Source organism: Xanthomonas nasturtii (assembly GCF_001660815.1).
GTDB classification, from domain to species: domain Bacteria; phylum Pseudomonadota; class Gammaproteobacteria; order Xanthomonadales; family Xanthomonadaceae; genus Xanthomonas; species Xanthomonas nasturtii.
This window is the reverse complement of record NZ_LYMI01000010.1, coordinates 65,120-77,373: the sequence shown is the minus strand read 5'-3', so window position 1 is coordinate 77,373 and position 12,254 is coordinate 65,120. Positions and strand designations below refer to the sequence as shown.

Annotated in this window: 9 protein-coding genes; 6 read left to right on the top strand and 3 right to left on the bottom strand. The window is 64.8% G+C overall.

Features of this window, described 5'->3' with window-relative positions:
- Positions 1-37: 37 nt before the first annotated feature.
- The 3 genes from A7D16_RS05285 to A7D16_RS05275 all read right to left on the bottom strand — a co-directional run bounded on the left by A7D16_RS05285 (position 38) and on the right by A7D16_RS05275 (position 5,816).
- Complete coding sequence (locus A7D16_RS05285) at positions 38-1,315, bottom strand: type II toxin-antitoxin system HipA family toxin (protein WP_064630508.1); 1,278 nt, start codon at positions 1,313-1,315, stop codon at positions 38-40.
- A 102-nt stretch (positions 1,316-1,417) separates the two neighbouring features.
- Positions 1,418-1,963 carry a helix-turn-helix transcriptional regulator gene (locus A7D16_RS05280; RefSeq protein ID WP_153043130.1) on the bottom strand — a complete coding sequence of 182 codons (546 nt, stop codon included), beginning with the start codon at positions 1,961-1,963 and terminating at the stop codon, positions 1,418-1,420.
- 145 nt (positions 1,964-2,108) lie between these two features.
- On the bottom strand, positions 2,109-5,816 hold the full coding sequence (locus A7D16_RS05275) for an indolepyruvate ferredoxin oxidoreductase family protein (RefSeq protein ID WP_064630506.1): 3,708 nt from the start codon (positions 5,814-5,816) through the stop codon (positions 2,109-2,111).
- 195 nt (positions 5,817-6,011) lie between these two features.
- Here A7D16_RS05275 and A7D16_RS05270 point away from each other — a divergent pair, with 195 nt between their 5' ends.
- From A7D16_RS05270 to A7D16_RS05245, 6 genes are all read left to right on the top strand, one after another.
- Positions 6,012-6,647 carry a hypothetical protein gene (locus A7D16_RS05270; protein WP_064630504.1) on the top strand — a complete coding sequence of 212 codons (636 nt, stop codon included), beginning with the start codon at positions 6,012-6,014 and terminating at the stop codon, positions 6,645-6,647.
- A 577-nt stretch (positions 6,648-7,224) separates the two neighbouring features.
- Complete coding sequence (locus tag A7D16_RS05265; protein ID WP_064630502.1) at positions 7,225-8,142, top strand: AEC family transporter; 918 nt, start codon at positions 7,225-7,227, stop codon at positions 8,140-8,142.
- A gap of 364 nt (positions 8,143-8,506) precedes the next feature.
- Complete coding sequence (locus A7D16_RS05260; RefSeq protein ID WP_064630499.1) at positions 8,507-9,139, top strand: ParA family protein; 633 nt, start codon at positions 8,507-8,509, stop codon at positions 9,137-9,139.
- A 15-nt stretch (positions 9,140-9,154) separates the two neighbouring features.
- Positions 9,155-9,631 (top strand): SixA phosphatase family protein, encoded by a 477-nt coding sequence (locus tag A7D16_RS05255; RefSeq protein ID WP_064630496.1) that lies wholly within the window; start codon positions 9,155-9,157, stop codon positions 9,629-9,631.
- A 3-nt stretch (positions 9,632-9,634) separates the two neighbouring features.
- Positions 9,635-10,207, top strand: a complete 573-nt coding sequence (locus A7D16_RS05250) for a YceI family protein (RefSeq protein WP_064630494.1) — start codon at positions 9,635-9,637, stop codon at positions 10,205-10,207.
- On the top strand, positions 10,204-12,219 hold the full coding sequence (locus A7D16_RS05245) for a phospholipase D family protein (RefSeq protein WP_064630491.1): 2,016 nt from the start codon (positions 10,204-10,206) through the stop codon (positions 12,217-12,219). Before A7D16_RS05250 ends, A7D16_RS05245 begins: the two co-directional genes overlap by 4 nt.
- Positions 12,220-12,254: the final 35 nt, after the last annotated feature.

Sequence of the window (12,254 nt, the reverse complement as noted above, 5' to 3'; positions counted from 1 at the left end):
GCCGAGAGCGGCGTAGCGGTATGGTCCCAACTGCGGATCAGTGCGATTGCAACAGTGTGCGCATGCGTTGGCACGATGCGGCGATGGCATCCACCAGTGCATCCAGGACCGGATGCGCGACGCCTTCCTGTTGCAGGACGACGGCAAGGTCGCGCGCCCGATCCGGCAGATCGCTTGCGGCCACGGCCATCCATGCGAGGCAGGCAGCCGCGTCCAGACGCAGCGTTTCGGCCAGCTGCCGCCAGCCGCCTGGACGAATATCCCACCAGCGATAGTGGCTGCCAACCTTCATTGCCATCTCGATTTTGCGCTGTTGCAGTTGCGGATACGGCAGGGCGCTGGAGATGTCGTACAACGGTGCCAGCCGGACCTGCCGGTGTTGGCCGAGCAGCAGCGAATAGTTCTTCGCGTGCGCATCGGTACCGCCGATCAGGTGGTTGAAGACCAGCGCCTGGAACAGGGTTTCGACGTCCTGCCGTGCCTGTGAGGAGTGCGTCCACAGCAGCTGCGACAGCGCAGCCGGTCCCGGGCCGCCCTGGCTCTGGTACTTGAGCTGCGGCATCACGCCCAGCGCTTGGCAGATGTCTTCCTGATGGATGCGCAGCAGCCTGCCGTCGATGGCGATGCGGTCGTAGCGCTCGACGCAAATTGCAGTTTCATCGCCAACGCGCAGCGCCTGGGCGGTGGCTGTCGGCAGGCCGATGCTGTGCGCCAGGCGTAGGCAGAACAACTCGTTTTCGACGAACCCGTCGTATTCCTCGCTCGGTGGTTTGAGGATATGCGTGGTGGGGATGCGCCCGGCCGGGATGGCCCATTGCACGCCGTCGTGCAGCAATGCGATCTTGGCCTGCGCGCCGGCCAGGCTGAACTGTCCGACGTCATCGACCTGGCGCGCCGCACCGACATCCTGGCGCAGCCTGCGCAAGCGTGCCTCCAGTTCGCCATCGGTGAGTGGTTCAATGCCATCGCCAGCCCCGGACAGCACATCCTGGAGCCGGGCCTCGGTGACGAACTGCACCGCACCAGCGCAATCCTCGCCGACGTGCGACAACAGGGCGAGCGGATTGCGCGGCGAAACCTGGAACCTGGATGCCCAGCGTTGCAAGGTGGCTTCGTTGTCTGGCAGCAGGCCCCACAGCACTGCATTGACTGCCTCGGTCGGGTGATCTTCCTTGCTGAGGGGAAGGTTCAATGACAGCGGTATCGCACTTTTCGACTGCCGCCAGTCCGGCGTATAGGTGAAGCGTGGATGCCCATGCGGGTCGGACGCCAGATGCCCGATCACCTGGTTTTCAATCAGGGCGATCAGTCTCATCGATCGCGCTTCTTTTTAGGGGAGGCCGAAATGCTGTTGGATATTTTCGCTGCCTCGCCAATCTTCAGACTATCAAGTACTGATGACTGTTTCTGCACGAGTTCATTCGCTGATTTTTTTTACGATTGAATCGATAATCGATTGATGTCTATTCGAGCTTGCTAAGGCTGCTTGCACTGGAGAATGTATTGGAGCATCTAATGCTGCTTGCGCCGGAGACTGTTTTAGAGCATCCAATGTCGGGAATGGTCTGTGCACGCCAGTGTTTTGCAGCCTGTCGAACGGCGAGAATTGATTCTTGAGGACGTTGTTGTTCAACGCATTGAAAAAGGCAGTTCCCAATGATGGATTGGCCCGGTTATGTTCAATGATCGCGTCGAGATCGATCGGCGTTACGGTGTCGCGATCGGGCGTGCGCACCGCCGAAACCTGAGCGAGGTCTGGGCCCAACATCAACTCCAGCCCCAGTGCGTGCAGCGCTCGCAGGATCAATTGCAGCTCCGCGCGCGGCTTGCCTTTCTCGATATCGACGACCCATTGCCGGCTCACGCCGATTTCATTGGCTAGGCGAGCCTGATCCCAGCTCAGGTGCTTGCGTCTGGCGCGGATGATGTTGCCGATATCGGAAGGCGTGCGGACGGTATCCATGGATGCAATGTAAGCGATCGACGACATTGCCGCAATGTCGTCGATCGCTTACATCGACGTAACGGTTTCCCGCCGAAGCAGCCAGTCATCTCCAACGAAATGTCGCCGATCGACTACAATGGAAAAATGTCATCGTTCGCCGACATCAAGCCGCCTGCACCACATGCAGCGCCTTCGGATTCCGCCACTGCACCAGCAGCGCGGCTTCGCGCGCCTTGGCTTCCTGCAGGTGCGCATGCTTGACGTGGCCATAGCCGCGAATGTGTTCCGGGATGCTGGCGATCTGCGCGGCCAGGCCGACGTTATCGGCATCCAGCCGCTCCAGAAGCGTTTCCATCGTTGCAACGTAATCGACGATCAGCTGACGCTCGCCACGCCGCTCGTCGCTATAGCCGAACACATCGAGCGTGCCGCCACGCAGGAATTTCAGCCGCGCAAGCAGCTTGAAGGCGGTGAACATCCACGGCCCGTATTCGCGCTTGATCAGATGGCCGTGCGCATCTTTTTTTGCCAGCAAGGGCGGCGCCAGGTGGAAGCGCAACGTGTAGTCGCCTTCGAACTGTTGCTGCAACCGGCGCTGAAAATCGCCACGCGTGTACAGCCGCGCCACTTCGTATTCGTCCTTGTAGGCCATCAGCTTGAAGGCGTAGCGCGCCACCGCTTCGGTGAGTGCACTGCTGCCGGGCACACGCTGCAGCTCGTGCGTGCGGACGCGCTCGACCAGGCTGCGGTAACGCTGCGCATAAGCGGCGTCCTGGTAGTCGGTGAGAAACGCCACGCGGCGCGCGATGGCCTCGTCCAGCGATTGCGCAAGCTGCTCATCGTCGAGTGGATGCGTCGGTGCGTCGACATCGCCGTGCAGCGTGCTGCCATCGGTTTGCGCCAACGCGCGCGGTGCGCTCTGGCCGCTCAGATCGTGATCTTCCCAGCTGCCCGGCCCCCGCGCCTGCGGTATGTTGCCGTGTGTCGCTGCAGGCGTGCCAACCTGCGCAAGACCGGCAGCGCGCTGCACCGCCGGCAGATCGATCGCGGCCAGCCGGCCCCACGCAAAGGCCTGCTGATTCATCGCCACGGCCGCGCCATTGAGTTCGATCGCGCGCATCAGCGCCGCATGCGACAACGGCACCAGCCCGTGCTGCCAGGCATAGCCCAGCACGAACAGATTGCTGGCGATGGCATTGCCCAGCAGCGCAGTGGCCAGTTGCGTGGCATCCAGCAACAACGGCTCCTGCCCACCAAGCGCAGTGCGCACGCCAGCGATGATCTCGGCTGCCGGAAATTGCAGGTCCGGCTGGGTGGTGAAGCTGCCCGGCATCGCTTCGTAGGTGTTGAGCACCACCTGGGTGCGGCCATCGCGCACCTTGGATAGCGCCCAATAATCGTTGACCACCACCATGTCGCAGCCCAGCACCAGGTCGGCTTCGCCCGCAGCGATACGCACTGCATGGATGTCGTCGGGGGTGCGTGCAATGCGGATATGCGTGGTGACCGCGCCGCCCTTTTGCGCCAGGCCGGTCTGGTCCAGCACGGTGGCGCCCTTGCCTTCCAGATGCCCGGCCATGCCCAGCAGTGCGCCGATGGTGACCACCCCGGTGCCACCGACGCCGGTGATCAGGATGTTCCAGGGCTGCTGCAGCAAGGTGCGTTGCGGCGGTGCGGGCAAGTTGTCCAGCAGCGCGCTGGCGTCGCGTTTTTTGCCCTTGCGCGGCGCACCGCCATGCACGGTCACAAAGCTCGGGCAAAAGCCCGACACGCAGGAATAATCCTTGTTGCAGTTGGACTGATCGATCTGCCGCTTGCGCCCGAACTCGGTCTCCTTCGGCAACACCGACACGCAGAAACTCTTTTCGCCACAATCGCCGCAGCCTTCGCACACCAGCGAATTGATCATGACGCGCTTGGGCGGGTCGATCAGCTTGCCGCGCTTGCGGCGGCGGCGTTTTTCGGTGGCGCAGGTCTGGTCGAAGATCAGGATCGACACGCCCTTGACGGTGCGCAGATGCTGCTGCACCGCATCCAGCTCGCCACGATCATGAAACGCGACGTCGTCAGGAAACAGGTCGCGTCGGCGTGTCCACTTGCCGATGTCGTCGCTGACGATGGCGATCTCGTGGATGCCTTCGGCGCGCAGCTGATGCGCGATGTCGGGCACGGTGAGCGTGCCGTCCACCGGCTGGCCGCCGGTCATCGCCACCGCATCGTTGTAGAGAATCTTGTAGGTGATGTTGACGCCGGTGGCCACCGACTGCCGGATCGCCAGCGAGCCGCTGTGGAAATACGTACCATCGCCCAGGTTCTGGAACACGTGCGGCGTCTCGGTGAACGGCGCTTGGCCCGACCAGGTCACGCCTTCGCCGCCCATGTGGGTGAAGGTGTCGGTGGAGCGGTTCATCCAGGTCACCATGTAATGGCAGCCGATGCCGCCCAGCGCGCGCGAGCCTTCCGGCACCACCGTGGAGGTGTTGTGCGGGCAACCGGAGCAGTAATGCGGCACGCGCGGGAACTGCGCGCGCGGCAAGGCCATCTCCGCTTCCTTGCTCTCCATCCAGCGCAGCCGCTGCTCGATCGAATCGGCAGTGATCGCGCTCGACTGCAGCAAGCGCTGGATGCGCTTGCCGATCACCGCCGCGATCGTGGCCGGGGTCAGCTCGCCGGTGGAGGGCAGAATCCATTGCCCCTGTTCGTCGTACTTGCCGACGATGCTCGGCCGCGCACCCGCACTGGCCGGCCAGTTGTAGAACAGCTCCTTCATCTGGCGCTCGATGAAGGCTTTCTTTTCTTCCACCACCACGATGTCTTCGAGCCCGCGCGCAAACGCGCTGATGCCTACCGGCTCCAGCGGCCAGGTCATGCCGACCTTGTACACGCGGATGCCGATCTGCGCGCAGGCCTGCGCATCCAGGCCCAGGTATTCCAGCGCCTGCAACACATCGAGATAGCTCTTGCCGGTGGTCACGATGCCCAGCCGCGCGTGCGGCGAATCCAGCACCACCTTGTCGATGCGGTTTGCCCGTGCGAAGGCCTGCGCCGCGGCGATCGCATAGCGGTGCAGACGCATTTCCTGATCCACCGGCGGGTCGGGCCAGCGGATGCTCAACCCGCCCGGCGGCAGCGCGAAATCCTCCGGCAGCACGATCGTGCGTGCGAATGGATCCACCTGCACCGACGCGGACGATTCCACCGTTTCGGCAATCGTCTTGAAGCCGATCCAGCGCCCGGTGTAGCGGCTCATCGCCCAACCGAGCAGACCCATGTCCAGGATGTCCTGCACCCCGGCCGGGTTGAGGATCGGCATCATCGCGCTGACGAACTCGTCTTCCGAGCCGTGCGGCAGGGTCGAACTGCGGCAGGCATGGTCGTCGGCGGCCAGCGCCAGCACGCCGCCGAAGGGCGAGGTGCCGGCGGCATTGCCGTGCTTGAACACGTCGCCGCTGCGATCCACGCCCGGGCCCTTGCCGTACCACATGCCGTACACGCCCTGCACCTTGGCGCCGGGGAACAGGTTGGTCTGCTGGGTGCCCCACACCATGGTGGCGGCCAGGTCCTCGTTGAGGCCGGGGGTGAAGGTCACCCGGGCTGCGTCCAGATGCTTGCGTGCGCGCCACAGTTCCAGGTCCAGCCCGCCCAGGGGGCTGCCGCGGTAGCCGCTGATGAAGCCGGCGGTGTCCAGCCCGGCAGCGTCGTCGCGCAGGCGTTGCAGCAACGGCAGCCGCACCAGGGCCTGCACGCCGGACAGATAGATGCGCCCATCGGTGCGCGTGTATTTGTGGTCCAGGGTGTAGTCCGCATCCACCCGGCCGAGCTCCGGCGTGTTGGCAGCGTCGGGAGAAGATAGTGCAGCGGTACTGGTCATGGCGTGCCCGGAAAGGGTGGCTGGGACCCGGTGCGTGTCATCTGGAACCAGATGATCCGCCCGACGGATTCCAAAACGGCGGCGCAAAGTGTAACAGTCAGCTTTCACGCGCCCGTCCGCATGCGGATGCGCAGCCGTCGCGCTGCGGTTAGGATGGGGGCGGGAAGGGGCCGTTTGCTGTCAGGGGAAAACACAGTGAAAAGGAAATACGCATGGGCCGCCTTGGCCCTGCTCGGAGGCGTGTGGTCGTTGGCGCAGGCGCAGAGCCTGCCCAAGCCCAAGGAGTTCTATTTCGACGAAGACCGCAGCACCACCAAAGCCGTGGTCGCGGTGCAGGGGCAGGGCGATGCCGTGGTCGACCGTCTCGCGGCGATGGTGCAGCGCGATGCTCGCGCGGCCGATCCGCGCGCGCAGCTGGCATCGCTGGCCTATGCCGGTCGACGCACCCAGTTGGGCGATGAGCTCTATCAGGGCGCGTTGGCACTGGTGCCCAACGGCAGCCAGCAGTACCGGGCCATCACCTGGAACTACGGCTGGGACCTGCTGCGCGCCGACAAGCCGGACAAGGCACTGCAGCAGTGGGCCGCCCTGGCCAATGGCCGCCCGGCCACGCCGGCATGGCTGCCGACCACGGCCGCACTGGCGCTGTGGCGCGCCGGGCGCAAGCAGGAGGCGGTCGAGTGGTATGCGGCAGCCATGCGCACCTGGCCGGATCGTTGGAGCAGCTCTGCCAACTACGCCAGCCTGTTGCCGGACTGGCGCGAGCCAGAGCGCGCCACCCTGGCCGAGGTCTTCGCTGCCTGGCAGGCCAACCCGCCCGCGTTTCCGTAAGCGCATCGCCGTGCTGCGGGGAGCTCCCGCAGCACGGGCCGTGCACTGGGTCGATGCTGCGTCAGGCACCTTCACCTGAGCGCTCACGATTGATCGGGCGGGCCTGCCGCTTTCCGAAATTAAGGACTCACACTTCGATGCCGCTCTATCGGTGAAAGGCCGCTCACGTTTTTGCGCCAGAGCGCCACCACGGTTGAGCGCTGGGCTTCCGATGTTAGTGCGATCGATGCAAGAGATGCAGCGCGTTGGTCTGCGGCTTTTCTGCAGGGCCCTTGCCCGCCCACCATCGCAGGACACGCTGCAAGTACGTCCCTGTAGCTCTGGCGCGGCATCCATGCCACTCCAAGGTCCCGCGACGGTGAGCAGGCAAGGACCAATGGAGTTGGCCGGTGCCCAGAGTTTTCAAGCAACCGGCAAACTGCGCCCTCGACACACTAGCTTCGAGATACGAAAACCGATGCGCTAACTGAAACTTCGTTGCGTACGCCGCGCGCCAAGCCCGGCCAACTCTCACGCGATGCGCGCGCCGCGCGCTATGCGATCCTGTGCATCGCTTTCCAACGGACACGATCACGCCATGGCGGTGGATGCATTTGCCTTGATTCTGGCGATGTTGGGGCTGGGCCTGCTGTTCGCCCGCCTGCGGGCGTTGCCCGACAACAGCGCCGATGTGCTCAACCGCATCGTGCTGTACATCTGCCTGCCGGCGTCGGTGCTGACCTATGTCCCGCGCCTGCACCTGGACGCCTCGCTGGGCGGGGTAATCGCCACGCCGTGGCTGCTGACCGCCATCATCGTGCCGATGCTGTGGGGCTGCAGTCGTTTGTTACGCTTTGGCCGTGCCGAATACGCCGCGCTGCTGATGTGCGTGGTGTTCACCAACTCCAGCTTTATCGGCTTCCCGATGGTGCGCGCGCTGATTGGCGACCACGCCCTTCCGTACGCGGTGGTCTACGACCAGTTCGGCACCTTCGTGCTGTTGTCCACGTTCGGCCTGTATGTATTGGCCCGCTACAGCGGCGATACGCCACCCACTGCGACGATGATCCTGGCCCGGGTGCTCAAGTTCCCTCCGTTATGGGCGCTGCTGTTTGCGCTCACGCTGATGCCAGAGCAGCCGCCGGCCTGGATCGGCTCGGGCCTCAAGAGCCTGGCCGACGCGATGTTGCCCCTGGTGATGCTGGCGGTGGGTTTTTCGCTGCAGCTGCGCCTGCCCGCGGACGAACTCAAACCGCTGGCGGTGGGCCTGGTGTTCAAGCTGCTGATCATGCCGATCCTGGCATTGCCGCTGTCCTGGGCGCTCGGCCTGCACGGACAGATGCTGCAGACCAATGTGCTCGAATCGGCCATGCCCACCATGATCACCGCCGCCGCGCTGGCGATCTCCCACCGGCTGGCCCCGCGTCTGGCGGCAGCGATGGTCGGCTACAGCATCTTGCTGTCGTTGCTCACGCTGCCCGCGTGGGCCTGGCTGCTGGCGCAGCTGGTGGCGTAAGACGGAAGGGCTGCCGTTGCAGGTTTCTGCCGTAGCAGGACGCCACTTGCTGCAGTGTATGCGCTCGCGTCCGCTCGCTACACCAGATGCCAGGCGGCCCGACGTTGCCGCAATGCTGCATTGCGATGCCGTCATTGCAATGCAATGCAGCGCCGCATTTGAGTAACGCGCGCAGATCATCTTGCGATCGGTAATGACCGCGCGGTGATTGCCACGCGCGGCTGCGGCAGAAGGCGTTGCGCGCATCGCCTGCAGGTCTGCGCGGTGTTCGTCTGTACGCCATCCGCGCGTTTAACGCCTTTCGACTACTTCCTCACCCTGCTGCGGTGTACGCTGCCGACTTGCTCCCGGAAGCGAGGCGTGCATGAAGACAGTCCTGGTGGCCGCCTCCAAAGGCGGCGTCGGCAAGACCACGATCGCCACCAATCTGGCCGCACATGCGGCGTTGCAAGGCCAGCGCACCGTGCTGGCGGATGCCGATCCGCAAGGCTCATCCACCCGTTGGGCACAGCGCCGCGCCAGCCTGGAAAGTGCGGTGCTGCCGATCGACGCCACCAGGCGCCGCAACTGGCAGGCGGCGGTGCCGGACGGCACCGATACCTTGATCATCGATGCACCGGCCGGGGCAATGGCCGACGATCTGGGCGGATTCCTCGACCACGTCGACGCCATCGTGGTACCGGTGCTGTCCTCGGCGCTGGATATCGAAGCGGTGGTCGGCTTTCTCAACACGCTGGCCAAGGTGCCACGCGTGCACCAGCGCAAGCTGCCGGTGGGCCTGGTGCTCAACCGCGCACGTCCCTGGACCCAGATCTCGCAGCAGGCCGCCGAGATGATCGGCACCTGGCCGTATCCGCTGGTGACGCAACTGCGCGACACCCAGGCCTATGTGGTCATGGCCGGGCTGGGGCGCAGCTTGTTCGATTATCGTTCGGCGCAGGTGCGCGACCATCAACAGGACTGGGAGCCGCTGTTCAAGTGGCTCAAGAAGTCCTAGAACCGGAAAGTTCCTATGCGCGAATTGATCTTGTTGCGACACGCCCACGCCGAGCCAGCCGACACCGGTCAGGCCGATTTCGACCGCCCGCTGTCTCCGCATGGCATCGCCGAAGCCGAATCTGCCGGGCGCTGGCTGCGCGAACAGCGGCTGGTCCCGGACCGGGTGCTGTGCTCACCGGCGCGGCGTGCCCGCGAGACCCTGGAGGCGGTGCTCGAGCTCACCGGCTATATCGAACAACGTCTGGACGAACGCATCTACGAAGCAACCCCGGGCACCCTGGCCAGCCTGGTGGACGAACACCGCGAGGCCGAGCGCCTGTTGCTGGTCGGCCACAACCCCGGCCTGGAGCGGCTGGCCGCACTGATGCATAGCGGGCAGACCGGCGACTACCGCGGCATGCCGACCGCTTCGATCGCCTTGCTGGCGCTGCCGCTTGATGCCGCCATCGAGCCGGGAATCGCCCGCCTGACCGCCTTCTGGTGGCCTTGATCCGTGTCATCGTCGCTGCGCTGGTTCGCCTGGCTCGCGCTCTGGGTCGCGCTCCCCTGCCTTGCGCAGCAGAAGGTGCACCTCATCGATCCGGTGCAGTCGCGCTTCGGGTTCGAGATCAAGACCCGCTTCGGCATGAAACTGGAGGGATTCTTCCCGCGTTTTCGCGGTGAGCTGGTGGAGTTGCCGGACCGGCGCATGCAGGTGCGCTTCCGGCTGGATGCCACTCAGGTAGAGATTCCGGGTAAGGACCGGTACACCAGCTGGATGCGGGGCGAAGATTTTTTCGACGTGGCGCGCTACCCGGTGGTGGAATTCGAGTCGCTGCCCTACGCCGAAGAAGTGGTCAAGGGCGGCGGCGACATCATCGGCAACCTGACCATCCGCGGAATCACCCACATCGAGACCCTGCATGTGGCACCAGCTGAATGCGCGCGGCCGGGCTATGATTGCGACGTGATCAGCCGAGGTACGGTCCTGCGTGGACGTTACGGAATGAATGCGTGGCAGATGGCCCTGGGCGACAGGGTGACGTTCATTCTGCGTGGGCGCTTGCAGGAGGCGCGGCGCCCGTGAGGTTCCTGTTGAGGTTGCTTGTGCTGGCAACGCTGTTGCTCGGCACTGGATGCGCCGGCCTGTCGCAAATCGAACGCAACCGCGCCGCCGGCGTGGCCGCGGCGGCGCGCAGCACCGTGGTGAGCTGCAGCCAGGCCAATCACTGCGCCCAGCCCTCGCCACTGCGCGCGCTGGGTGGCGAGGCCATCACCGCCTCCACACCGGCGGCACCGCGGCACTACGCCACCATCGTCGACCACGGCGAAGAATCGCTGGTGGCACGGCTCAACCTGATCCGCAGCGCCACCCGCAGCGTCGACCTGCAGACCTACATCTTCGACAAGGACGACAGTGCGCGCATGATCCTGGACGCGCTGACCGACGCCGCCCGGCGCGGGGTCAAGGTGCGGATCCTGATCGATCAGCTTTCGGCCATTGCCGACCTGCAGATTCTCGGCGCGCTCGCCAGCAGCCACGAAAACCTGCAGCTGCGCATCTACAACCCCACCTTCGGCAAGGTCAAACTCAATTATTTCGATTACGCCGGCAGCGTGGTGTGCTGTTTCCGCCGCTTCAACCAGCGCATGCACAACAAGCTGCTGGTGGTGGACGACGTGCTCGGGGTGGTCGGCGGGCGCAACTACCAGGACGACTATTACGACTGGGACAGCGAATACAACTTCCGCGACCGCGATGTGATTCTGGCCGGCCCGGAAGTGCGTGCGATGGCCGCCAATTTCGATGCGTTCTGGCGCGCTCAGCGCAGCGTGCCGGCCGAGCGTCTGAACGATGTGGGCAGGCTATTGCTGGAGCAGGGCGCTCCGCAGATGCCGCCCGCACAGTTCCGGCGCCCGGATCGGGTGGCGCGGGTGGACCGCGAAGCGCGCGATCCGCAGTTCGTGCGCGATGCCTTCGTCACGCCGGCGATGCCGGTGCAGCGCGTGCTGTACGTGGCCGACCTGCCGCAAAAACATCGTAGGGAACATGCCGCCAAGGCGGTATCGACGGCGCCGGAGCTGGATGGGCTGATCGCCAATGCACAGCAGGAAGTGCTGCTGCAAACGCCATATCTGGTGTTGTCCGACGAGGCCCAGGCGATCTTCCGTGAGCTGCGCAAACGCCCGCAGCCGCCGCGCATCGTGGTGTCGACCAACAGCCTGGCAGCCACCGACAATCCCATCGTGTATGCGCTGTCGTACAAGTTCAAACGCCGCAACATGCGCGAGCTGGGCTTCAACCTGTACGAGTTCAAGCCGTTTCCGCTGGATGCGCCGGTGGATTACGCCAACCTGGTGCCGGACCCGCTCAATCCTGCCTCCGAGATCAACGAAGACAGCCGTGACAATCGCCTGATCGGTGGCAGTGCGGCCGGCAATGCGGTGCGTGGCAGCAGCGGTGCAGATTCCCGCAGCACCGGCGGCAGCGTGATTCGCGGCAGCAGTGGCGCCGGCCGCGCGCCCGGCGGCAGCGAGGTCGATCGCCGCGTGCTGCGTACCGAAACCCGGCCGTCGTTTCTGGGCACGCGCGCAGTCAACAAGCCGCTGCCGGTGACCCGCGCCGGTGCGCGCATGGGCCTGCACGCCAAGTCGCTGGTGGTGGACCGCCGCATCGGCGTGATCGGCACGCACAACTTCGACCCGCGCAGCGAAAACTACAACACCGAAGCGGCCGTGGTGATCGACGATGCGCGCTTTGCGCAAGCGCTGGCGGCCAGCATCGAGCGCGATATTGCTCCGGAAAATGCCTGGACAGTGGCCTCGCGCGAAAAGCCGCCGGTGTTGAGCGGGTTGAACTACAGCGTGGGCAAGGTGTCCGAGGCGCTGCCGGTGCTGGATTTCTGGCCGTGGCGCTACGCCACCAATTACGAGTTCCAGCCCGGCCCGGATTGCCCATTCCCGCTCAAGCGGCAGGATCCGCAATTCCGGCAGTGTTATGTGGCAGTGGGCGACTTCCCGGAGGTCAACGTCGGCCCCAAGTGGCTGCTGGTGCGCATGCTCACCGCCTTCGGCGCCGGGCTGGTGCCGATTCTCTGATCGGCCTGATGTGCTGCGCTGGTCGTTCAGCGGGT